Source organism: Pseudomonas sp. TWI929, assembly GCF_039673335.1.
GTDB lineage: Bacteria > Pseudomonadota > Gammaproteobacteria > Pseudomonadales > Pseudomonadaceae > Aquipseudomonas.
Genome location: NZ_JBDJLK010000085.1, coordinates 1 through 22,426 on the forward strand (window position 1 = coordinate 1; position 22,426 = coordinate 22,426).

Annotated in this window: 18 protein-coding genes and 3 tRNA genes; 1 reads left to right on the forward strand and 20 read right to left on the reverse strand. The window is 61.7% G+C overall.

Annotated elements, in window-relative coordinates; all coding sequences use genetic code 11:
- Window positions 1-105: 105 nt before the first annotated feature.
- From mgtE to acs, 20 genes are all read right to left on the reverse strand, one after another.
- Window positions 106-1,548: a magnesium transporter gene (gene mgtE, locus ABE456_RS23815; RefSeq protein WP_346646122.1), complete on the reverse strand. Its 1,443-nt coding sequence runs from the start codon at window positions 1,546-1,548 to the stop codon at window positions 106-108.
- Window positions 1,549-2,010: 462 nt separating this feature from the next.
- Window positions 2,011-2,087 (reverse strand) — tRNA-Arg (locus ABE456_RS23820).
- Between the two features lie 72 nt (window positions 2,088-2,159).
- A tRNA-Arg gene (locus ABE456_RS23825) sits at window positions 2,160-2,236 on the reverse strand.
- A gap of 106 nt (window positions 2,237-2,342) precedes the next feature.
- Window positions 2,343-2,433: transfer RNA gene (locus ABE456_RS23830), tRNA-Ser, on the reverse strand.
- Window positions 2,434-2,505: 72 nt separating this feature from the next.
- Window positions 2,506-2,694 carry a carbon storage regulator CsrA gene (gene csrA, locus ABE456_RS23835; RefSeq protein ID WP_003254503.1) on the reverse strand — a complete coding sequence of 63 codons (189 nt, stop codon included), beginning with the start codon at window positions 2,692-2,694 and terminating at the stop codon, window positions 2,506-2,508.
- A gap of 166 nt (window positions 2,695-2,860) precedes the next feature.
- The gene (locus ABE456_RS23840) at window positions 2,861-4,096 is read right to left on the reverse strand and encodes an aspartate kinase (protein WP_284354041.1); all 1,236 of its coding nucleotides are present in this window, start codon (window positions 4,094-4,096) and stop codon (window positions 2,861-2,863) included.
- Between the two features lie 84 nt (window positions 4,097-4,180).
- On the reverse strand, window positions 4,181-6,805 hold the full coding sequence (gene alaS, locus ABE456_RS23845) for an alanine--tRNA ligase (RefSeq protein ID WP_346646123.1): 2,625 nt from the start codon (window positions 6,803-6,805) through the stop codon (window positions 4,181-4,183).
- A 283-nt stretch (window positions 6,806-7,088) separates the two neighbouring features.
- Complete coding sequence (gene astE, locus ABE456_RS23850) at window positions 7,089-8,096, reverse strand: succinylglutamate desuccinylase (protein ID WP_346646124.1); 1,008 nt, start codon at window positions 8,094-8,096, stop codon at window positions 7,089-7,091.
- A gap of 10 nt (window positions 8,097-8,106) precedes the next feature.
- Window positions 8,107-8,397 (reverse strand): topoisomerase II, encoded by a 291-nt coding sequence (locus ABE456_RS23855; protein WP_346646125.1) that lies wholly within the window; start codon window positions 8,395-8,397, stop codon window positions 8,107-8,109.
- A 14-nt stretch (window positions 8,398-8,411) separates the two neighbouring features.
- On the reverse strand, window positions 8,412-9,761 hold the full coding sequence (gene astB / locus ABE456_RS23860; RefSeq protein WP_346646126.1) for an N-succinylarginine dihydrolase: 1,350 nt from the start codon (window positions 9,759-9,761) through the stop codon (window positions 8,412-8,414).
- Window positions 9,762-9,784: 23 nt separating this feature from the next.
- Window positions 9,785-11,248 (reverse strand): succinylglutamate-semialdehyde dehydrogenase, encoded by a 1,464-nt coding sequence (astD, locus tag ABE456_RS23865; protein WP_346646127.1) that lies wholly within the window; start codon window positions 11,246-11,248, stop codon window positions 9,785-9,787.
- Window positions 11,248-12,276: an arginine N-succinyltransferase gene (gene astA / locus ABE456_RS23870; protein ID WP_346646128.1), complete on the reverse strand. Its 1,029-nt coding sequence runs from the start codon at window positions 12,274-12,276 to the stop codon at window positions 11,248-11,250. Before astA ends, astD begins: the two co-directional genes overlap by 1 nt.
- A gap of 78 nt (window positions 12,277-12,354) precedes the next feature.
- Entirely contained in the window at window positions 12,355-13,374 is a 1,020-nt protein-coding gene (gene aruF / locus ABE456_RS23875) for an arginine/ornithine succinyltransferase subunit alpha (protein WP_346646129.1), read from the reverse strand.
- Between the two features lie 147 nt (window positions 13,375-13,521).
- On the reverse strand, window positions 13,522-14,742 hold the full coding sequence (locus tag ABE456_RS23880) for an aspartate aminotransferase family protein (protein ID WP_346646130.1): 1,221 nt from the start codon (window positions 14,740-14,742) through the stop codon (window positions 13,522-13,524).
- Window positions 14,743-15,084: 342 nt separating this feature from the next.
- A complete protein-coding gene (gene argR, locus ABE456_RS23885) occupies window positions 15,085-16,065 on the reverse strand; it encodes a transcriptional regulator ArgR (protein WP_346646131.1) in 981 nt (326 codons plus the stop codon).
- A gap of 98 nt (window positions 16,066-16,163) precedes the next feature.
- Window positions 16,164-16,928 (reverse strand): ATP-binding cassette domain-containing protein, encoded by a 765-nt coding sequence (locus tag ABE456_RS23890; protein WP_346646132.1) that lies wholly within the window; start codon window positions 16,926-16,928, stop codon window positions 16,164-16,166.
- A gap of 22 nt (window positions 16,929-16,950) precedes the next feature.
- Window positions 16,951-17,649: an ABC transporter permease gene (locus ABE456_RS23895; protein WP_346646133.1), complete on the reverse strand. Its 699-nt coding sequence runs from the start codon at window positions 17,647-17,649 to the stop codon at window positions 16,951-16,953.
- Window positions 17,646-18,335: an ABC transporter permease gene (locus ABE456_RS23900; RefSeq protein ID WP_014861201.1), complete on the reverse strand. Its 690-nt coding sequence runs from the start codon at window positions 18,333-18,335 to the stop codon at window positions 17,646-17,648. Before ABE456_RS23900 ends, ABE456_RS23895 begins: the two co-directional genes overlap by 4 nt.
- Before the next feature lie 88 nt (window positions 18,336-18,423).
- On the reverse strand, window positions 18,424-19,209 hold the full coding sequence (locus ABE456_RS23905; RefSeq protein WP_346646134.1) for an ABC transporter substrate-binding protein: 786 nt from the start codon (window positions 19,207-19,209) through the stop codon (window positions 18,424-18,426).
- A gap of 512 nt (window positions 19,210-19,721) precedes the next feature.
- The gene (gene acs, locus ABE456_RS23910; protein ID WP_346646135.1) at window positions 19,722-21,683 is read right to left on the reverse strand and encodes an acetate--CoA ligase; all 1,962 of its coding nucleotides are present in this window, start codon (window positions 21,681-21,683) and stop codon (window positions 19,722-19,724) included.
- Window positions 21,684-22,081: 398 nt separating this feature from the next.
- Here acs and ABE456_RS23915 point away from each other — a divergent pair, with 398 nt between their 5' ends.
- Entirely contained in the window at window positions 22,082-22,336 is a 255-nt protein-coding gene (locus ABE456_RS23915) for a DUF2790 domain-containing protein (RefSeq protein WP_003260110.1), read from the forward strand.
- The last annotated feature ends 90 nt before the right edge of the window (window positions 22,337-22,426 follow it).

Consider the following 22,426-nt stretch of genomic DNA (forward strand, 5'->3'; position numbering starts at 1 on the left):
GCCCCAGGATATCCGCGGCGCAACAACTATTGCTGGGGCCGCCTTGCGGCCCTTTCGCGACGCAAGGCCGCTCCCACAAGGGCCGCGCAAGCCGGCGTTACCGGATTACAGCAGGAACAGCGTAGCCAGGCCCAGGAAGATGAAGAAGCCGCCGCTGTCGGTCACGGCAGTGATCATCACGCTCGCACCCATCGCCGGGTCGCGCCCCAAGCGGGCCAATGTCATCGGGATGAGCACGCCCATCAGCGCCGCCAGCAACAAGTTCAAGGTCATCGCAGCGGTCATTACCACCCCCAGCGACCAACTGCCATACAGCCAGAAAGCCACCGCACCAATCACCCCGCCCCACACCAGGCCATTGATCAGCGACACCGCCAACTCCTTGCGCATCAGGCGGCTGGTATTGCCCGGCGACACCTGGTCCAGCGCCATGGCGCGGACAATCATGGTGATGGTCTGGTTACCCGAGTTACCACCAATACCAGCAACGATCGGCATCAACGCAGCCAACGCCACCAGCTTTTCAATCGAGCCCTCGAACACACCGATCACCCGCGAAGCCAAAAACGCGGTGATCAGGTTGATCGCCAACCATGCCCAACGGTTGCGGAACGAGCGCCAGACCGAGGCAAAGATATCTTCCTCTTCACGCAGGCCCGCCATGTTGAGGACTTCGCTTTCGCTTTCCTCACGAATCAGGTCGACCATCTCGTCAATGGTCAAACGGCCGATCAAGCGCTCACCTTTGTCTACTACGGGTGCCGATACCAGGTCATAACGTTCGAAGGCTTGTGCAGCATCGTAGGCATCTTCCTCGGGCTGGAAGGAAACCGGGTCGGTCGCCATGACCTCCGCCACCTTCTTCTCCGGGTCGTTGACCAGCAGGCGCTTGATCGGCAATACACCCTTGAGGATGCCGTCATAATCGACCACGAACAATTTGTCGGTATGGTTTGGCAGCTCTTTCAGACGACGCAGGTAGCGCAGCACCACTTCCAGGCTGACGTCTTCGCGGATGGTGACCATCTCGAAGTCCATCAGCGCACCGACCTGCTCCTCGTCGTAGCTCAGCGCCGAACGCACACGCTCGCGTTGCTGGGCATCAAGGGTTTCCATCAGCTCGTGGACAACGTCACGCGGCAGCTCTGGCGCCAGGTCGGCCAGCTCGTCGGCGTCCATTTCCTTGGCGGCGGCGAGCAGCTCGTGGTCATCCATGTCGGCAATCAGCGATTGCCGTACGGCGTCGGAAACTTCCAGCAGGATGTCGCCATCACGATCCGAACGCACCAGCTGCCAGACCGTCAGACGGTCTTCCAGGGGCAAGGCTTCGAGGATGTAAGCGATGTCGGCGGGGTGCAGATCATCGAGCTTGCGTTGCAGCTCGACAAGGTTCTGGCGGTGGACCAGGTTTTCCACCAGGTCATTGTGCGCACCCTCCTGGCGGTGGGTCAGGTCTTCGACCATGCGCTGGCGCTGCAGCAGTTCGACCACCTGGGCCAGGCGATCCTGCAGGCTGTCTTGCGCTTTTTTTACTTCTACTTCAGTCATAGGCGAACTCCACTCCCAGCAGCGGAGCACGCCGGGAGAATCAATCGGTCAGATCTTTCTGTATGAATCTTGTTAGCGAGTAACTACTGGGTAAGTCCATGGTGGTTTTCCACAAGCCCCGGCGGGGCTGACGGGCGCAATCATACACTGCTCAAGCTGTCAGATCGCTTAAAATTTTGGCCAGAACAATCGTTTGCGTGATAAAGCTGGGACAACGCTCGAAGCTATCAGTGCGACGGAGAGCCTGGCGGTTAAAGCACATTTGATGTGTGCCTGGATGTGTATGCGGTGCCTGATCAATCTTTGGGGCTGCTTTGCAGCCCATCGCGACACAAGGCCGCTCCTACAAGGGAACGCGTGCTTCACCGCATCTACAGGAGAGCTTAGATCGACATCGCCAACAATTCAGTGGCAAAGAAAAACAAAAAGCCCGCTCAATTGAGCGGGCTTCTTGATTGGGTATGGCGGACTCAGCAGGATTCGAACCTGCGACCGCTCGGTTCGTAGCCGAGTACTCTATCCAGCTGAGCTATGAGTCCGCGATTGGCAGTTTTAAACCAGATACCGCTGGTTGACTGAAGCAGCTTTGCAAGCAGAGCCACTTCAAGAAGTGGCGGACTCAGCAGGATTCGAACCTGCGACCGCTCGGTTCGTAGCCGAGTACTCTATCCAGCTGAGCTATGAGTCCGTGTCTTGCCGCGCATTATAGGTCGCTGAAACATTTTTGCAAGAACGTTTTCGTTTAAAATCAACTACTTAGCGTTCTTACTGCTTACAGCGCCCTACGCAAATAATGGCGGTGAAGGGGGGATTCGAACCCCCGATACCCTTATGAGGTATACTCCCTTAGCAGGGGAGCGCCTTCGGCCACTCGGCCACCTCACCGCAACACGAGGCGAATATTAAAGAACCTCTTTCACCTTTGCAACCCTTTTTTTTAAAAAAACTTCAAAAAAATTAAAGGCTTGGCTCTTCATCCTTCTCCTTCTTGATCCGCAGGTAGATTTCCTCGCGGTGAACAGCCACTTCCTTCGGGGCGCTGACGCCAATACGCACCTGGTTGCCTTTGACGCCAAGCACCGTCACGGTGATCTCGCCGTCTCCAATGATCAGGCTCTCGGCGCACCGACGAGTCAGAATCAACATAGCTTTCTCCTTACGCAAAACATTCAGGGGTAACAGTCTTGGGTGTCAGGACCGGTCGCGGACGACGACCGAACCCGGTTACGCGCCACACAAGGCAGGACAGGGCCTGTGCGGCGAGCAGAAACGCGAAGGGCGCGGCATCAGCCGCGCCCTTCCAGGCAGCGCCTTACTCGCCCTGTCGGGCAGGAGCGTCGAGCTCGAACGCGGTGTGCAGCGCGCGTACGGCCAGCTCCAGGTACTTCTCTTCGATCACGACCGAAACCTTGATCTCGGAAGTGGAGATCATCTGGATGTTGATGCTCTCCTTGGCCAGGGCTTCGAACATACGGCTGGCAACACCGGCGTGCGAACGCATGCCGACACCAACGATCGAGACCTTGGCGATCTTGGTGTCGCCGATCACTTCACGGGCACCGATTTCGCGGGCGGTGTTTTCCAGCACGCTCTGCGCCTTCTCGTACTCGTTGCGGTGTACGGTGAAGGTGAAGTCGGTGGTGTTATCGTGGGCAACGTTCTGCACGATCATGTCTACTTCAATGTTCGAAGCGCTGATCGGGCCGAGGATCTTGAAGGCCACGCCCGGGGTGTCCGGCACGCCGCGAATGGTCAGCTTGGCTTCATCACGGTTGAAGGCGATACCGGAAATGATCGGCTGTTCCATGGATTCCTCTTCATCAATGGTAATGAGGGTACCCGGACCCTCTTTGAAGCTGTGCAGCACGCGCAGCGGGACGTTGTACTTGCCGGCGAACTCCACCGAACGAATCTGCAGCACCTTGGAACCGAGGCTGGCCATTTCCAGCATCTCTTCGAAGGTGATCTTCTCCAGGCGCTGGGCCTGTGGCACGACACGCGGGTCGGTGGTGTAGACGCCATCGACGTCAGTGTAGATCTGGCACTCGTCAGCCTTCAGCGCTGCCGCCAGGGCCACGCCGGTGGTGTCGGAGCCACCACGACCAAGGGTGGTGATGCTGCCGTGCTCGTCCACACCCTGGAAGCCCGCAACCACGACCACGCGGCCTTCCTTGAGGTCGGCGCGAATTTTCTGGTCGTCGATCTGCAGGATGCGCGCCTTGTTGTGCGAGCTGTCGGTGAGAATGCGCACCTGGTTGCCGGTGTAGGACACCGCTGGCACACCGCGCTTGATCAAGGCCATGGTCAGCAAGGCAATGGTGACCTGCTCACCGGTCGACACGATCACGTCCAGCTCACGAGGAACCGGCTGATCGGTGATCTGCTTGGCCAGGTCGATCAGGCGATTGGTTTCACCGCTCATGGCCGACAGCACTACCACCAGGTCGTCGCCCGCCTCACGGTGTTTCTTGACCTTTTCGGCTACCTGCTCGATCCGCTCGATGGAACCGACAGAGGTGCCGCCAAATTTCTGTACGATCAACGCCATTTCAATGGTGCCTCAGCCCATACAGGGCCCCAAAAAACAATCCAACATGAAGGGGTGGATGACTAGACCATCCACCCCCTCATCTCAAAGTCCCTGCTCTGCGAATGGCACGGCCAGCGCCAGGGCCTGGTCCAGCGCAGCGACGTCGACGCCACCACCCTGGGCCATGTCCGGACGGCCACCGCCCTTGCCACCCACCGCCGCAGCGGCTTGCTTCATCAGATCGCCAGCCTTGAGTTGGCTGGAGAGGTCCTTGGTCACGCCGGCCACCAGCACGACCTTGCCCTCATGCTCGCTGCCCAGCAGGATCACTGCGTGGCCGAGCTTGTTCTTCAGCTGATCGACCAGGGCCAGCAGGGCCTTGCCGTCCTGCCCATCCAGGCGGGCGGCGAGTACCTTGGCACCCTTGACCTCAACGGCCGCGTTGGAGAGATCGTCCCCGGCGGCGCTGGCGGCCTTGGCCTGCAGCTGCTCCAGCTGCTTCTCCAGCTGGCGGTTGCGCTCAAGCACAGCCGACAGCTTGTCGATCAGGTTGTCGCGGTTACCCTTCACCAGCTGCGCGGCTTCCTTGACCTGCTCTTCGGCAGCGTTCAGGTAGGCCAGCGCAGCGGCGCCGGTGACTGCTTCGATACGGCGCACGCCAGAGGCCACGCCGCCTTCGCTGATGATCTTGAACAGGCTGATGTCACCGGTGCGCTTGGCGTGGATACCGCCGCACAGCTCCACCGAGAAATCGCCGCCCATGCTCAGCACCCGCACGGTGTCGCCGTACTTCTCGCCGAACAGCGCCATGGCGCCCTTGGCCTTGGCGGTTTCGATGTCGGTCAGTTCGGTTTCCACCGCAGTGTTTTTGCGCACTTCGCGGTTGACGATGTCTTCCAGGGCCTTGATCTGCTCCGGCTTCAGCGCTTCGAAGTGGCTGAAGTCGAAACGCAGGCGCTGGCTGTCCACCAGCGAGCCCTTCTGCTGTACGTGTTCGCCCAGCACCTGGCGCAGCGCTTCGTGCAGCAGGTGGGTGGCGGAGTGGTTCAGCGAAGTGGCGTGCTGCACGTCGGCATCGACCTTGGCCTCGACAGGCGCGCCGATCACCAGCGCACCGCGGGCAACCACGCCGTGGTGCAGGAAGGCACCACCGGTCTTGGTGGTGTCGCGCACGTCGAAGCGCGCAGCGCCAGCTTGCAGGAAGCCGGTGTCACCTACCTGGCCACCGGATTCGGCGTAGAACGGCGTGCGGTCGAGCACAACCACGCCCTGCTCGCCTTCACCCAGCTGGTCGACGGCCTGGCCGTCCTTGTACAGGGCGATGATCTTGCCCTGGCCTTCGGTGGCGTCGTAACCGAGGAACTCGGTGGCGCTGTCGACCTTGACCAGGCTGTTGTAGTCCATGCCAAAGGCGCTGGCGGAACGCGCACGCTCACGCTGGGCGTCCATTTCGCGCTCGAAGCCGGCCTCGTCGATGGTCAGCTCGCGCTCGCGGGCGATGTCGGCGGTCAGGTCCATCGGGAAGCCATAGGTGTCGTACAGCTTGAACACCACGTCGCCCGGCACCACGGCGCCCTTCAGCTGGGCCAGGTCCTGCTCGAGAATGCGCAGGCCCTGCTCCAGGGTCTTGGCGAACTGTTCTTCTTCGGCCTTGAGCACGCGCTCGATGTGCGCCTGCTGGCTGTTCAGTTCAGGGAAGGCTTCGCCCATTTCGGCGACCAGTGCGGCAACGATCTGGTAGAAGAAGCTGCCCTTGGCGCCCAGCTTGTTACCGTGGCGGCAGGCACGACGAATGATGCGGCGCAGCACATAGCCACGGCCTTCGTTGGACGGCAGCACGCCATCAGCGATCAGGAAGCCGCACGAACGGATGTGGTCGGCGACCACTTTCAGCGAAGCCTGGCCGTCATTGCTGCAACCGATGGCTTTGGCCGCAGCGGCCAGCAGGTTCTGGAACAGGTCGATCTCGTAGTTCGAGTGCACATGCTGCAGCACGGCGCTGACGCGCTCCAGGCCCATGCCGGTGTCTACCGACGGCGCTGGCAGCGGGTGCAGCACGCCGTCAGCGGTGCGGTTGAACTGCATGAAGACGTTGTTCCAGATCTCGATGTAGCGGTCGCCGTCCTCTTCTGGCGAGCCGGGTGGGCCGCCCCAGATGTCTGCGCCGTGGTCGTAGAAGATCTCGGTGCATGGGCCGCACGGGCCAGTGTCACCCATGGTCCAGAAGTTGTCGGAGGCGTACGGGGCGCCCTTGTTGTCGCCGATGCGTACCATGCGCTCGGCCGGCACGCCGACTTCCTTGGTCCAGATGTCGTAGGCTTCGTCGTCAGTGGCGTAAACGGTGACCCAGAGCTTTTCCTTGGGCAGGTTCAGCCATTTGTCCGAGGTCAGGAAGGTCCAGGCGAAGGTAATGGCATCGCGCTTGAAATAGTCGCCGAAGCTGAAGTTGCCCAGCATTTCGAAGAAGGTATGGTGACGCGCGGTGTAACCGACGTTTTCCAGGTCGTTGTGCTTGCCACCGGCGCGCACGCACTTCTGGCTGCTGACAGCACGGGTGTAGGCACGCTTCTCCGCGCCGAGGAAGCAGTCCTTGAACTGGTTCATGCCGGCATTGGTGAACAGCAAGGTCGGGTCGTTGTTCGGGATCAGCGAACTGGAGGCGACTCGGGTATGGCCCTGCTCTTCGAAGAAGCGAAGGAAGGCTTCACGGATTTCTGCGCTTTTCATAGGTTCTTCCACGGAAACGGCAGCCCTGTCGGGCAAACACGTCGACGAAACGACGGCAAAGGGCCGCATTATATCGGTCCTGTAGTCTCGATGCAGTGTGTTTATACGATAGAAACCATCGTTTGGACGGTTTTTCGGGCTATGCAAACGAAAACGACATGACCGGATGCTAAATCCTGTGTTTCGCCACTGGCAAGCCAATTACCGCTTATGAGGAGGGAAAATGGAACAGGCGGTGAATTAAAAGGTTTTCATCATGGATAGGATCCGAAACCGTGTCGCCTCAGCCTAACCGCTGCCCCGAATCCGGCACGATCAGGATGCCGGCGCGCAAGCCGTTCTTGACCCTGGGGTTGGGGAAAATGATACGTGCGCCCTCCTCCTCGACCACCCAGCGCATTTCGGCCAAGTCCTCAGCCAGCAGGTAACCCTTGCTCAGCTCGGAGAAGTTCTCTATGTCCGCCGGCAGGTGCAGGTGGAAGCTGTCACTGTGCTTGATGATCTCCCGGGAGACACTGAACAGCTGCAGGCCATCCAGCGAGCTTTCGCCTTCCGGCTCGGTATCCTCGATGATGCGAATCAACCGCTCTTCCAACTTGTCGAGGTTGACTTGCTCGTTCTGGCCGAACGGGCGGGCCTTGCCCAGCTCCAGGGTGAACGCTTCGGCATCCAGCTGTTCGTAGGTGAAGGCACTGAAGGTGATGGACGACTTGCTTTGCAGCAACACCGCTTCCATGCCGGCCGCCGCCAGGCGTACCAGCTCGCGACGGGAATGCTGGCGCCCCTCTTTATAGGGGTACAAGGCGAATTGCTCGATCTTCGAGCCGCGAATGGCAGTATGCAGGTCGTAATGCAGGCGGCTGCGCTCCGGCTTGCTGAAAAACACCCGGGCGAACTGTTCCAGCTCGGCGGCACGCAACGCCTCGAAGCCGCTGGATAGTTCGTGGCGGCCATTGAACAGGCGGTTGATGTCCTGTTCGATGAAGCGCTCACCCTTGCGGATCGCCGCCGGGTTGCCGAACAGGAACAGCACCCGTGCCTTGGGCTTGATCTTGCCGTTGGCAACGCCATGCAGCAACCGCTCGAGCAATTCGATCGGCGCCGTTTCGTTGCCGTGGATGCCGGCGGACAACAGCAAGTCCAGCCCGCAATCCTCGTTCTCGGGCGGGCGCACTTCAAGCGCACCCTCCCCCAGCCAGCGCAAACGCGCGCCCTTGGGTGTCACTTGGGTCTTCTCGGCCGGTTCGTGATCGGTGAGGGTCAGCTCAAGCAATTTGCCAAGGGCGAGCATAGGTACTTCCTTAGTGTTTGTGGCCGCAGTCGGGGCCATGGACGTGATCGTCGTCTTCGCCAACTTCAGCCGGTTCCATTTCCAGCTGCAGGCTGACCAGGTTGGTGGCCATCGGGCGCAGCAGCAGGTTGGCGTACTCGGCGTCGTCTTCCTCGACATCCACGCCAATCAGCAACTGGCCACGGCCATCCTGTTGAATCCACACTTCCTTGCCTTGCCAGACCACGGCAAAGCGGGTGCAGGAGGTTTCCAGCTGGGTGCCGTCTTCATCTTCGAGGATAAGGCGCAGGGCGTCGGTCATTGCAAAGTCTCTCTTCAAGGTTGGCGTTGGAACGGATACACCGAGCCCAACTTCAGGATCTGGGTCAATTCATCCAGCGCCGTACGGCACTCCACCAGCAGCTGCGGGTCGGCCAGGTCCGCCTCGCCAAGGCGATCGCGGTAGTGCTTGTCGACCCACTGCAGCAGGGTGTCGTACAGCGGGGCGGTCATGATAACGCCTTGGTTGACCGCTGCCAGTTCCGTTTCCTTCAACGCCACGCGCAAACGCAGGCATGCCGGGCCACCGCCGTTCTGCATGCTCTGCTTGAGGTCGAACACCTTGACCTCCTTCACCGGGCCGCCCTGGCTGGTCAACTGGCTCAAGTAGGCCCAGACCCGCTCGTTGTTGCGGCACTCTTCCGGCACCACCAGCAGCATGGAGCCGTCGTCGCGGCTAAGCAGCTGGCTGTTGAACAGGTAGGAACGCACCGCGTCCTCCACCGCCACCGCCGCCCGTGGCACACAGATGGCCTGGAAGTTGCCACCCTTGCTGGCCAGTTTAGCTCGCAGCTGGCCAAGTACCGCATCGGTCTCGAGGAACGCGTCCTCGTGGTAGAACAGCACCTCGCCGTTGCCCACCGAAATCACGTCATTGTGGAACACGCCCTGGTCGATGACGGCCGGGTTCTGTTGAGCGTAGACCACGCCGTCATCGCTCAGGCCATGCAGCCGGGCCACGGCCTGCGAGGCTTCCAGGGTTTGCCGGGCCGGGTACTTCTGCGGCGCCGGGTAACGGCTGTCGAAGGCACTGCGGCCATAGACGAAGAACTCCACGCCGGCTTCGCCATACGCACGGCAGAAGCGCGTGTGGTTGGCCGCGCCCTCGTCACCGAACTGGGCCACGGCCGGCAGCGCCGCATGGTGGGCAAAGTGTTTTTCGTTGTTGAACATGGCGCCCAACACTCGGCTGGTGGTTGGGTGCTCGATGCTGCGGTGGTACTTGCAGTTGAGGTTGGCAGCGGTGAAATGCACGCGGCCATCCGCGGTATCGGCACTGGGGCTGACCGTGGCGGCGTTGGCCACCCACATGCTCGAGGCCGAGCAGCTGGCCACCAGCAATGGCATGGCTTCTTTGGCGGCACGCTGGATCACTTCGGCATCGCTGCCACTGAAGCCCAGGCGGCGTAGCGCAGCCACATCCGGGCGCTCTTGCGGCGCCAGTACGCCCTGCTTGAAGCCCATGTCGGCCAGCGCTTTCATTTTCGCCAGGCCCTGGCGCGCGGCTTCACGCGGGTTGGACCCCTGCTGGCTATTGCTCTGCGAAGCCACATTGCCGTAGGACAGGCCGCCGTAGTTGTGGGTAGGCCCCACCAGGCCATCAAAATTCACTTCATAGGATTTCATCGGCTAGGCTCCGTGACCTGTTGTTATAGGGTGACGCCCGGCGTCAGGGTCGCCGGCAAGGCAAGGCTGGCGGCCTCCAGCGAAGCCACGGGGTAAGCGCAGTAATCAGCCGCATAATAGGCACTGGCGCGGTGGTTGCCACTGGCACCCACGCCACCGAACGGCGCGCTGCTGGCTGCACCGGTCAGTTGCTTGTTCCAGTTGACGATGCCGGCGCGGCTGCGCAGCCAGAAATACTGGTAGCGCGCGCGCGAATCAGACAACAAACCGGCAGCCAGGCCGTACTGGGTGTTGTTGGCCTCATCGATGGCAGCATCGAAGTCGGCGTAGCGGATCACCTGCAGCAGCGGGCCGAAGAACTCTTCGTCCGGGCGCTCGGCCACGGCGGTTACATCGACAATGCCCGGGGTCAGCAGCGCGGCATCGGCCTGCGGCTGGGTCATCTCCAGCAGCTTCACGCCACCTTTGGCGGCCAGTTCGGCCTGGGCCGTAATCAGCACCCGCGCCGCCTGCAGCGAAATCACCGAACCCATGAACGGCGCGGGCTGTTCATCGAACGCACCCACCGTGATGGTTTTGCACACCTCGACCAGGCGCGTGACCAGCGCATCGCCCCAGGCGCCTTGCGGCACCAGCAGACGACGGGCGCAGGTGCAACGCTGGCCGGCAGAAATGAATGCCGACTGGATAATGGTGTACACCGCCGCGTCGAGGTCCTTCACCTCATCCACCACCAGCGGGTTGTTGCCACCCATTTCCAGGGCCAGGATCTTGTCCGGGCGGCCGGCAAACTGCTGGTGCAGCAGGTTGCCGGTACGGCTGGAGCCCGTGAAGAACAGGCCATCGATACCCGGGTTGGCGGCCAGCGCCACGCCGGTTTCACGCTCACCCTGCACCAGGTTCAGCACACCGGCCGGCAGGCCGGCGGCGATCCAGCAGTTCACGGTCAGCTCTGCGACCTTGGGTGTCAGCTCACTGGGCTTGAACACCACGCAGTTGCCCGCCAGCAGTGCCGGCACAATGTGGCCGTTGGGCAGGTGGCCGGGGAAGTTGTACGGGCCGAACACCGCCACCACGCCGTGAGGCTTGTGCCGCAGCACCGCCGTGGCATCGGCCAGCGGGCCGCTTTTTTCGCCAGTGCGCTCGCGGTAGCTTTGTACCGAAATCACCACCTTGTTGATCATGCTGGTGACTTCGGTTGCCGACTCCCACAGCGGCTTGCCGGTTTCCTCGCCAATGCACTGGGCCATGGCTTCGGCATGCGCTTTCAGCTGCGCAGCGAACTTCTCCAGCACATCGATGCGCGCTTCCAGGCTCAGTTGCGCCCAAGCCGGGAAAGCCTGGCGTGCCGCCTGCACGGCGGCGTCTACCTGGTTGGCATCAGCGCCCTGCCCTTGCCAGACCACGGCTTGCGTCACCGGGTTGAACGACTGCAGGGTTTCACCCTGACCGGGCTGCCAATTACCTGCGATGTAATGCGTGGTCATTACTGGGCCTCCCGGCTTGCCGACAGCGGCACGGCGCGCACGTTGTCGCCAGCGCCCATGCGCAGGCGCTTGGCGGTTAGCGGGTCGACCACCAAGGTACCGGCGGCCAGCCGCGCAGGTGCGGCGGTGATGCGGCAATCGTCGCGCTTGCGGTTATGGATGATGTAAGGGGTAGCGTCATCGCCCGGCGTGCCCACCGCCAGCACCAGGGTCTGGCTCTCGCGCACGGCGCGGATCTTGGCGGTATCGCATTCGATGGCCGGGCCAGCGTCGAAGATGTCGACGTAACCCTGGTAGTTGAAGCCTTCCTGCTTGAGCATGGCCAGCGCCGGCTCGGTGTCTTTGTGTACGCGGCCGATCACGTTGCGCGCCGCCTCGGACAGGAAACAGGTGTACAGCGGGAACTTGGGCATCAGCTCGGCGATGAACGACTTGTTGCCCACACCGGTGAGGTAGTCAGCCTGGCTGAATTCCATCTTGAAGAAGTGCCGGCCCAGGCTTTCCCAGAACGGCGAGCGGCCCTGCTCGTCGGACATGCCGCGCATTTCGGCGATGATCTTCTTGCCGAACAGTTCAGGGAACTCGGCGATGAACAGCATGCGTGCGCGCGACAGCAGGCGGCCGTTCAGGCCAGAGCGGTAGTCGCTACGCAGGAACAGCGAGCACAGCTCGGAGTTGCCGGTCAGGTCGTTGGCCAGGAACAGCGTCGGGATTTCGCGGTAGATCTTCAGCTCCTGCGAAGCGCTGACGGTCAGGCCGACCCGGTAGTTGTACCAGGGCTCGCGCAGGCCGACGGCTCCGGCGATGGCACTGATGCCCACCACCATACCTTCGTCGTTTTCCAGCACGAACAGGTAGTCGGTGTCGCCACGCTCGGCTTCGCCACGGAAGCTCTTTTCCGCCCAGCCAACGCGATGCCCCAGGCGCTCTTCGTTGGCCGGCAGCGTGGTCAGCCCGGTGGTGCCGGTGCTGCGTGCCAATTCGATCAACGCAGGCAAATCGCTGCTGCGTACAGGACGAACGATCATGCTATCTCCTTGTGCGGCGGCGTTGGCCGGCGCGAAACTCTTCTAACGCATCAATCCCGAAACGTCTGTTGCCAGACCTCAGACCGCAACCAGGCGCACGCTGGCACCCTCGCCCACGCCCAGCGCGTCGGCCGCCGCCACACTCAGGCTGACCGGCTTGCCAGGCACCCAGTCGAGGTCCAGCAGCACCGCGCGGTAGTCCTGCAACTGGCCGTTGCACACCAGGTACGGGCGCCCGCCCTTGACCGGGGCCTCCTCGATCTTCACCGGTACCACCCGGCTCTGGGCGATCGAGCGGATGCCCGAAGTACGCGCATGCAGGGTCGGGCCGCCGTCGAAGATGTCGATGTAGTGCTCGGTTTCAAAGCCTTCGCGCATGAGGATGTCGAAGGTAATCTGCGCCCGCGGGTGCACCTGGCCCATGGCTTCCTGCGCCAGGTCAGGCAGCAGCGGCACGTAGATCGGGTAGTGCGGCATCAGTTCGGCGAGGAAGGTACGGCTCTTCAGCCCGCACAGGCGCTCGGCGTCGGCGTAGTTGAGGTCGAAGAAGTTGCGGCCGATGGCATCCCAGAACGGCGATTCACCCTGTTCGTCGCTGTAGCCGACGATCTCGGTCACTACCGAATCGGCGAAGCGCTCCGGGTGCGCGGCCATGAACAGCAGACGGCCGCGCGAGTTGAGCTCGGCCCAGCCACTGTTCACCAGCTCCGGCAACACGTAGAAGCTGGTCAGCAGGCTGTTGCCGGTCAGGTCGTGACACAACGACAGCACGTGGATCTTGTTGTGGATCTTCAGCTCGCGCGAGGCGTGCACGAAGGTCTCGTTACGAAAGCTGTAGAACGGCTCGGAGTAGCCGGCCGAAGCGACGATGGCCGAGCAGCCGGCCAGCTTGCCGGTGTCGCTGTCTTCGAGCACGAAGAAGTAGCTTTCTTCACCGTTGAAGCTGACCTCGGCGGCGAAGGAAGTCTCGGAAGCGGCGATCTTGTCGCCCAGGCGAGCAGTGTCGTCCGGCAGCGAGGTGACACCAATGGGGCTGTCTGCAGCCATGCGCTGCACTTCGTTCAGATCAGCCATTTGCGCGGGGCGCATCACCAGCATGGTGTCACTCCTTTGGAATACGGGCCGCTCACGGCGGCACGGAAAAACGGCAGGTGCACTGGCACCTGCACTGGAATCGGGTATCGCCGCCCCGGCGCAAGCTCGGGCTGAGCCGGCGCCGGGGCTGGCGAAGGGACCGCAGGCGGATCAGCCTTGGGTCAGGGTGGCCACGGCGCGCTCGAAGCGGTCCAGGCCTTCGTCGATGTCGGCGTCTTCAACTACCAGGCTTGGCGCGAAGCGGACCACGTCCGGGCCGGCCTGCAGCACCATCACGCCTTCCTTCTCGGCAGCGTTGAGCACATCCTTGGCCTTGCCTTGCCAGGCTTCGGTCAGCACGCAGCCCAGCAGCAGGCCAACGCCACGCACCTGGCTGAACAGGTTGTACTTCTGGCCGATCTGCTCCAGGCGGGTTTTGAAGCGCGCGTGCTTGGCCTTGATACCGGCCAGGGTTTCCGGGGTGTTGACCACATCCAGCACGGCGCAGGCAACGGCGCAGCCCAGTGGGTTGCCGCCGTAGGTGGTGCCGTGGGTGCCGACAGCCAGGTGCTTGGCCAGCTCGGTGGTGGTCAGCATGGCGCCGATCGGGAAGCCGCCGCCCAGGCTCTTGGCGCTGCTCAGGATGTCCGGGGTAACGCCGTAGTGCTGGTAGGCATACAGCGAGCCGGTACGGCCCACGCCGGTCTGTACTTCGTCGAAGATCAGCAGGGCGTTGTGCTCGTCACACAGCTTGCGCGCGCCTTCCAGGTAGGCCTTGTCGGCCGGCACCACGCCGCTCTCGCCCTGGATCGGCTCGATCACCACGGCGCAGGTCTTGTCGGAAATCTGTGCTTTCAACGCTTCCAGGTCGTTGTACGGCACATGGCTGATACCGGTGATCTTCGGGCCGAAGCCGTCGGAGTACTTCGGTTGGCCACCGACGCTGACGGTGAACAGGGTGCGACCGTGGAAGCTGTTCAAGGTGGCGATGATTTCGTGCTTTTCCGGGCCGAAGCGGTCATGAGCGACGCGACGGGCCAGCTTGAAAGCGGCCTCGTTGGACTCGGCGCCGGAGTTGCAGAAGAACGCACGGTCGGCAAAGGTGGCGTCCACCAGCTTGTGGGCCAGGCGCAGCGCCGGCTCGTTGGTGAACACGTTGGACACGTGCCAGAGGGTGTTGGCCTGTTCGGTCAGGGCCTTGACCAGTGCCGGGTGGCAGTGGCCCAGGGCGTTGACCGCGATGCCACCGGCAAAGTCGATCAGCTCGCGACCCGACTGGTCCCAGACGCGGGAACCCTCGCCTCGCACAGGAATGAAGGCCGCCGGAGAATAGTTGGGGACCATGACCTGGTCGAAATCGGCACGTTGCACCGGGGCTTGCTCAACGGACATCTGAGTCTCCTGAAGAGGAACGCTGGCCTGGAAGTGGCGAGCGATGGGGGGATTGTAAGGACTGATCCGCGCCTGTCCTTGCGGCCAAGCGACAACTTGTTACAGCGCAAAACCCAGTTTTCACGAGGTTTTCGGCAATGCGACAAACACTGTCGCAATCGCGCAGTGTACGGGAGAGAGGGGGCTGGGTGAACGGGTGTTCACATTAAGAAAGGTGGCTGCCTGTGCCGGCCCTGTCGCGGCTAAAGCCGCTCCCACAGGACCTGTGCAGGACTTGAAGCTTGTGCGGTCCCTGTGGGAGCGGCTTTAGCCGCGAAAGGGCCGGCACAGGAGAAGGAAATGTCAGCCTTTTTCAGCCGGCGCCGAGCTCAGTTCGAACGGGCTGCTGCTGCGCCGCTGATTGCGGTCTTCCCGCGGGGTAGCACCAAAAAAATTGCGGTACGCACTGGAAAAATGCGGCCCCGAGGAAAAGCCGCAGGACAAGCCGATCTGGATGATCGACTTGCTGGTCTGCATCAGCATCTGCCGCGCCTTGTTCAGCCGCAGTTCCAGGTAATACTGGCTCGGCACGCGGTTCAGGTACTGCTTGAAGATGCGCTCCAGCTGCCGACGCGAAACGCACACATGCTGGGCAATTTCGTCGGTGGTCAGCGGCTCTTCGATGTTGGCTTCCATCAGCAACACTGCCTGGGTCAGCTTGGGATGGCTGGAACCCAGACGGTTCTGCAACGGAATACGCTGGCGCTCACCACCCTCGCGGATGCGCTCGACCACCAGTTCTTCCGACACCGCCCCGGCCAGCTCCGCCCCGTGATCACGGGCCAGCACTGCCAGCAGCAGGTCGGTCACGGCCATGCCGCCACAAGCGGTCAGGCGATCACGGTCCCAGTCGAACAGGTGGCTGGTGGCAATGACCTTGGGGAAGCGTTCGGCAAAATCATCCTGCCAGCGCCAGTGCACCGCAGCGCGGTAACCGTCGAGCAGGCCCAGCATCGCCAGCGGATAAACCCCGGCAGACAGGCCACCGATCATGCAGCCACTGCGCGCCAGCTGCTTGAGCGCCGCCGACAAGGCAGCCCCCACGGCAACAGGCGGTTCGTCAGCCAGCAGAAACAGCTTGTGCCAACCGTCCAGGCGGCCGGTCCACGGCTCGCCCGGCAAGCGCCAGCCCCCCTCTTGTGCTGGCTCCGCCTGCAGGAAGGCCAACTCGTAGACCACATCCGGGTGCACCCGCTGCGCCACCTGCAACACTTCCTCGGCCAGCGCCAGGGTCAAGGGCCTGGTGCTGGGCCAGATGAGAAAACCGATTCGCTGGGTGGTCATAAGGTGCGGTCCGAAACCTGAGGTCGTTCGAGTCTGTGCGCCGGGTCAGGCTGCGCTCGCCGCGCAGCATGCCCTATTCTGGTGCAAAAATGCAGCTTTTACTTCAGGCTGCCGGAGAGGAACTGCTTCAGGCGCTCCGACTGTGGGTTGGCCAGCACTTCACGCGGGCAGCCGGCTTCTTCCACCAGGCCTTTGTGCAGGAACACCAGCTGGTTGGACACCTCGCGGGCAAAGCCCATTTCGTGGGTCACCACCACCATGGTCCGGCCTTCCTGGGCCAGCGCCTGCATCACCTTCAGCACATCGCCCACCAGCTCCGGGTCCAGTGCCGAGGTCGGCTCGTCGAACAGCATAACTTCCGGTTCCATGGCCAGCGCGCGGGCAATTGCCACACGCTGTTGCTCGCCACCCGACATATGCCCGGGGAAGGCGTCCTTGCGGTGGGCGACACCCACCTTGGCCAGGTAATGCTCAGCCTTTTCCAGGGCTTCCTTCTTGTTTACGCCCAGCACATGTACCGGCGCCTCGATGATGTTTTCCAGCGCGGTCATGTGCGACCACAGGTTGAAGTGCTGGAACACCATCGACAGGCGCGAGCGCATGCGTTGCAGCTGGCGCGGGTCGGCCGCCTTCAGCGCACCGTCCTTGCCGGCGACCAGCTTCAGCTCTTCGTTGTTGAGCAGGATCTTGCCGGCGTGCGGCTGCTCCAGCAGGTTGATGCAGCGCAGGAAGGTCGACTTGCCCGAACCACTGGAGCCGATGATGCTGATGACGTCGCCGGCCTTGGCCGCCAGGGACACGCCCTTGAGCACTTCATGGCTGCCGTAGCGCTTGTGCAGGTCTTGGACTTCGAGTTTGTACATGCTGTCGATTCTCACAAAGCGGTCAGTGCTTGCGCGGCGCCAGGTAGCCGAGCCAGCGGCGTTCGGCCATCTTGAACAGGCGCACCAGGATGAAGGTCAGGCACAGGTAGAACACGCCCGCCGTGATATAGGCCTCGAAAGGCAGGTAGTACTGGGCATTGACCGTGCGCGCAGCGCCGGTGATGTCGATCAAGGTAACGATCGACGCCAGGCTGGTGGTCTGCAGCATCATGATCACTTCGTTGCTGTACTGCGGCAGCGCCCGGCGCAGGGCCGACGGCAGCAGGATGCGCCGGTACATCTTCATGCGTGACATACCCATGGCCTTGGCTGCCTCGATCTCGCCATGCGGCGTGGCCTTGAGGCTGCCAGCGATGATTTCGGCCGTGTAGGCGCTGGTGTTGATGCCGAACGCCAGGCACGCACAGAAGGTGGCGCTGGACAGCAGCGGCCAGAACACGCTTTCACGCACCGCCTCGAACTGCGCCAGGCCGTAGTAGATGAGGAACAGCTGCACCAGCATCGGCGTGCCACGGATCACGTAGGTGTAGAGCCAGGCGGCCATGTTGACCACCGGCTGTTTGGACACCCGCATCAAACCCAGCGGAACGGCCGCCAGCAGGCCGAAGAACAGCGAAATCGCCAGCAGCTTGAGGGTGGTCAGCAGGCCGCCGAAGTACATCGGCAACGCCTCCCAGACGACGTTGTAGTCGAAGATCATAGTTCAGCCACCTTGACGCCCACCGAGTAGCGGCGCTCGAGATACTTCAGGGCCAGCAGCGAGACGCTGGTCAGCACCAGGTACAGCGCCGCCACCGCCAGGAAGAAGGTGAACGGCTCGCGGGTGGCATCGGCCGCCTGCTTGGCCTTGAACATCATGTCCTGCAGGCCGACTACCGAGATCAGCGCGGTGGCCTTGGTCAGCACCAGCCAGTTGTTGGTGAAGCCCGGGATCGCCAGGCGAATCATTTGCGGCACCTGGATGCGGAAGAACACCTGGCGCGGGCTCATGCCATACGCCACGCCCGCCTCGGCCTGGCCTTTAGGAATACCCAGGAAGGCGCCACGGAAGGTTTCCGACAGGTAGGCGCCAAAGATGAAGCCCAGCGTACCGATACCCGCAACCAGCGGATTCAGGTCGATGTAGTCTTCGTAGCCGAGCAGCGGTGCCACCCGGTTGATGATGTCTTGCCCGCCGTAGAAGATCAGCAGGATCAGGACCAAGTCCGGAATGCCACGGATTACCGTGGAATACAGATCGCCCAGCCAGGCCAGCCAGCGCACTGGCGACAAGCGCAGCGCCACACCGATCAGGCCGAGCACGATGGCCAGGGCCATCGACGACAGGGCGAGCTGCAGCGTCAGCCACGCCCCGTCGAGGATGACTGCCCCGTAGCCTTTCAACATGATGAGGTCCTCGACCTAGAGAATGAAAAATGGTGCAAACCTCAGAGCCTCTGCTGTTTGCACCATTGCACAGGTGAAACCCGACGTCTTAGTTCGAGTCTGGACCGTAGATGTCGAAGTTGAAGTACTTCTTCTCGATTTCTTTGTACTTGCCGTTGGCACGGATGGCGTCGATGGCCGCGTTGATGCGGTCGACGTTGGCCTTGTCACCCTTGCGCACGGCGATGCCGATGCCGTCACCGAAGTACTTGGCGTCGGTGAAGGCCGGGCCTACGAAGGCGAAGCCCTTGCCGGCGTCGGTCTTGAGGAAGCCGTCTTCCAGCAGGGTGGCGTCGGCCACGGTGCCATCGAGGCGACCGGCTGCCACGTCCAGGTAGATTTCGTTCTGGGTGCCGTAAGGAACCACGGTGGCACCCTTGGCGCCCAGTACTTCCTTGGCGAAGCGGTCGTGGATCGAGCCACGCTGCACACCGATCTTCTTGCCTTTCAGCTCATCCAGGCTGTCGCTGACGGTGGTGCCTTCCTTCATCACCAGGCGCGCCGGGGTCAGGTAATAGCGCTTGGTGAAGTCGACCGACTTCTTGCGGTCGTCGGTGATCGACATGGACGACAGGATGGCGTCGATCTTGCGCACCTTCAGCGCCGGGATGAGGCCGTCGAATTCTTGCTCGACCCAGGTGCACTTGGCTTTCATCTCTTCGCACAGGGCGTTGCCGATGTCGTAGTCGAAGCCGGCGATGCTGCCGTCGGGTTGCTTGAAGGCGAAGGGTGGGTAGGCGGCCTCGATGCCGATTTTCAGCGGCTTTTCATCGGCCTGCGATACCAGGGAAAACACGGACAGCGCCAGGGCGCCAAGCAGTGCGAGCTTCTTCATCAGGTAACTCCATCGGTACGGGGCAATACAAGGCAGATAACGGCTGCCCGATATGCGAATGAGTACAACGCGAGCCGCGCAGGGTTCGACCAAGGCCGCATACCACGAGCGAGTGAGTGGCATTTTAACGACAGCCCGGTAGTCGATATTTCTTCAAAGCGACAACTACTTACAGAAGCGCCTGAAACCGCTGCGGGCAATGTTGACAGCCATTGCAAATTATGCAAAAGCGCAAGAAATAGAACCTTTAGACCTAGCAATTCCTGGGCCTATTATTGGCAAAGCCTTGTACTACGGCAAGTGTAGCGTGTTGTGTTGCACAAAATGGCGATGCGAATGCACCGAAACGGGACGGATTTGTTTCCTGGCGCCCCGTTATTGGGCAGACGTGGTGACAGAACGGTTACCGATGATTGTCGGGTAACAGTAAAGCAAAAAACCCCGCCGGTTGCCCGGACGGGGTTTTCTGCTGGCTTGCACCGATCTGTGTGGGAGCGTATTCGACTCGGCGATCAGGCCGAAGCCAGGCTCATCGCCTTGTGGGTATCGATCAGGTGTTGCACCACACCCGGGTCGGCCAAGGTCGAGATATCGCCCAGCGCACCGTATTCACCGGTGGCAATCTTGCGCAGGATACGGCGCATGATCTTGCCCGAGCGGGTCTTCGGCAGCCCCGGTGCCCACTGGATCACATCCGGCGAAGCGATCGGGCCGATTTCCTTGCGCACCCAGTTCTTCAGCTCCAGGCGCAGTTGCTCGCTGGCTTCGATACCGGCATTGAGGGTGACATACACATAGATGCCCTGGCCCTTGATGTCGTGCGGCACGCCCACCACAGCAGCTTCGGCAACTTTCGAATGCGCCACCATGGCGCTTTCGATCTCGGCGGTGCCCATGCGGTGGCCGGACACGTTGAGCACGTCATCCACACGACCAGTGATCCAGTAGTAGCCATCCTCGTCACGGCGCGCACCGTCGCCGGTGAAGTACATGCCACGGAAGGTCTTGAAGTAGGTATCGACAAAGCGGTCGTGGTCGCCGTACAGCGAACGCGACTGACCTGGCCAGGAATCAAGGATTACCAGGTTGCCTTCGGCGGCGCCGTCGATCAGGTTACCCAGGTTGTCCACCAGCGCCGGCACCACGCCGAAGAACGGACGGGTTGCCGAGCCCGGCTTCAGGCCGGTAGCACCCGGCAGCGGGCTGATCAGGATGCCGCCGGTCTCGGTCTGCCACCAGGTGTCAACGATCGGGCAACGCTCCTTGCCCACGGTCTTGTAGTACCAGTTCCAGGCTTCGGGGTTGATCGGCTCGCCTACCGAGCCCAGCAGGCGCAGGCTGGAGCCGTCGGCCCCCTCAACAGCAGCCTGCCCTTCGGCCATCATCGCGCGGATGGCGGTTGGCGCGGTGTAGAGGATGTTGACCTTGTGCTTGTCGACGATCTTCGACACGCGGGTGATGTCCGGGTAGTTCGGCACGCCCTCGAACAGCAGGGTGGTGGCGCCGTTGGCCAGCGGGCCGTAGACGATGTAGCTGTGGCCGGTCACCCAACCGACGTCGGCGGTGCACCAGTACACCTCGCCTGGGCGGTAGTCGAACACGCGCTCATGGGTAAGCGCGGCATACACCAGGTAACCGCCAGTGGTGTGCAGCACACCCTTGGGCTTACCAGTGGAGCCGGAGGTATAAAGGATGAACAGCGCCTCTTCGGCACCCATCTCTTTCGGCGCGCAGTGGCTGGAGGCCACTTTCATCAGGTCTTCGTACCAGATGTCACGGTGCTGGTGCCAGGCAATGTCGCCACCGGTGCGCTTGCACACGATGATCTTCTGCACGCTGTTGGTTTCCGGGTTGGTCAGCGCCAGGTCGACGTTGGCCTTGAGCGGGGTACGGCGGCCGCCGCGCACGCCTTCGTCGGCGGTGATCACCACCTTGGATTTGCAGTCGATGATACGGCCAGCCAGCGCCTCAGGCGAGAAGCCGCCGAACACCACCGAATGGATCGCACCGATACGGGCACAGGCCAGCATGGCGACCACGGCTTCAGGGATCATCGGCATGTAGATGGTGACCACGTCACCGCGGTGCACGTCCTGACCACGCAGGGCGTTGGCGAACTTGCAAACCTGCTCGTGCAGCTCGCGGTAGGTGATGTTGCGGTGTTCGGAAGGGTCGTCGCCTTCCCAGATGATGGCCAACTGGTCACCGCGCTCTTCGAGGTGGCGGTCAAGGCAGTTGGAGGAAACGTTCAGAGTGCCGTCGGCGAACCATTTGATATCGACGTGATGGTCGTCGAAGGAGGTCTGCTTGACCTTGGTAAACGGCTTGATCCAGTCGATACGCTGGGCCTGCTCGCGCCAGAAGCCGTCCGGGTTGATCACCGATTGCTGGTACATGGCCTTGTAGGTGGCCTCGTCGGTCAGGGTAGTAGCCGCAACCTCAGGACGAACGGGATACAGTGGAGCCGCACTCATCTGTGTTACCTCGGTGTAATAGTTGTTTTTGTATGGAACCGTTTGTAACTGTACCAGAGCGATAAAAGCCATTCGACGTTGGTAGTAATTTGGTACGCCCGTTCCGGCAAAGCGCTCTGGCGCGCGCATTTCAACCCTTACAGGGGAAGCCCGGGGGTGTTTACCACAGGATTGTTACAGATTCTGTCAAAACACTTTATCAAAAGTCCCTCTGTTTCAGCTCTGGCCCCAGCCATAAAATTCACCTCGCCAGCAACGGCAAGGCGATTAACAACTGGTAACAGCCCCCACGAAGGCAAGCGTTAATCTCCATCTAATCCCGATAGTTAAAACTAGCTGTACTCGCGGCGCCATAAGCGCCGCGTGCCCCCTCACGACCTTAGACAGGTAAATAGAAAATGAAAGCTTTACTGGTATTGGTACTTGGCAGTCTTTGCGGCGCGGCGATGGCCGGCGAAGCCAAAGATGCCGAGCAGATTCCGGTTGAACAGTACAGTTACTCGCAGCACCTGGACATTGCTCGCGTCATTTCCATGAGCGAAGTGCCCAATGTGTGCGAAGTCGTGCCGGCCCGCATGACTTACGAGGACTCCAAAGGACAGAAGCACATTCTCGAATACCGCGTGATGGGGAACGGCTGCTCTAACGGCTGACACCTTCTGAATTGGGGGCCCTGCGGGCCCCTTTCGCGACACACGGCCGCTCCTACAGGTATTGCGCAGGTTTTAAACCAGATGCAATAC

Bases quoted from the DNA above. Each gene is read 5' to 3' on its own strand.
- mgtE (WP_346646122.1), bottom strand. From the start codon at position 1,548: ATGACTGAAGTAGAAGTAAAAAAAGCGCAAGACAGCCTGCAGGATCGC.
- csrA (WP_003254503.1), bottom strand. From the start codon at position 2,694: ATGTTGATTCTGACTCGTCGGTGCGCCGAGAGCCTGATCATTGGAGAC.
- ABE456_RS23840 (WP_284354041.1), bottom strand. From the start codon at position 4,096: ATGGCGTTGATCGTACAGAAATTTGGCGGCACCTCTGTCGGTTCCATC.
- alaS (WP_346646123.1), bottom strand. From the start codon at position 6,805: ATGAAAAGCGCAGAAATCCGTGAAGCCTTCCTTCGCTTCTTCGAAGAG.
- astE (WP_346646124.1), bottom strand. From the start codon at position 8,096: ATGCTCGCCCTTGGCAAATTGCTTGAGCTGACCCTCACCGATCACGAA.
- ABE456_RS23855 (WP_346646125.1), bottom strand. From the start codon at position 8,397: ATGACCGACGCCCTGCGCCTTATCCTCGAAGATGAAGACGGCACCCAG.
- astB (WP_346646126.1), bottom strand. From the start codon at position 9,761: ATGAAATCCTATGAAGTGAATTTTGATGGCCTGGTGGGGCCTACCCAC.
- astD (WP_346646127.1), bottom strand. From the start codon at position 11,248: ATGACCACGCATTACATCGCAGGTAATTGGCAGCCCGGTCAGGGTGAA.
- astA (WP_346646128.1), bottom strand. From the start codon at position 12,276: ATGATCGTTCGTCCTGTACGCAGCAGCGATTTGCCTGCGTTGATCGAA.
- aruF (WP_346646129.1), bottom strand. From the start codon at position 13,374: ATGCTGGTGATGCGCCCCGCGCAAATGGCTGATCTGAACGAAGTGCAG.
- ABE456_RS23880 (WP_346646130.1), bottom strand. From the start codon at position 14,742: ATGTCCGTTGAGCAAGCCCCGGTGCAACGTGCCGATTTCGACCAGGTC.
- argR (WP_346646131.1), bottom strand. From the start codon at position 16,065: ATGACCACCCAGCGAATCGGTTTTCTCATCTGGCCCAGCACCAGGCCC.
- ABE456_RS23890 (WP_346646132.1), bottom strand. From the start codon at position 16,928: ATGTACAAACTCGAAGTCCAAGACCTGCACAAGCGCTACGGCAGCCAT.
- ABE456_RS23895 (WP_346646133.1), bottom strand. From the start codon at position 17,649: ATGATCTTCGACTACAACGTCGTCTGGGAGGCGTTGCCGATGTACTTC.
- ABE456_RS23900 (WP_014861201.1), bottom strand. From the start codon at position 18,335: ATGTTGAAAGGCTACGGGGCAGTCATCCTCGACGGGGCGTGGCTGACG.
- ABE456_RS23905 (WP_346646134.1), bottom strand. From the start codon at position 19,209: ATGAAGAAGCTCGCACTGCTTGGCGCCCTGGCGCTGTCCGTGTTTTCC.
- acs (WP_346646135.1), bottom strand. From the start codon at position 21,683: ATGAGTGCGGCTCCACTGTATCCCGTTCGTCCTGAGGTTGCGGCTACT.
- ABE456_RS23915 (WP_003260110.1), top strand. From the start codon at position 22,082: ATGAAAGCTTTACTGGTATTGGTACTTGGCAGTCTTTGCGGCGCGGCG.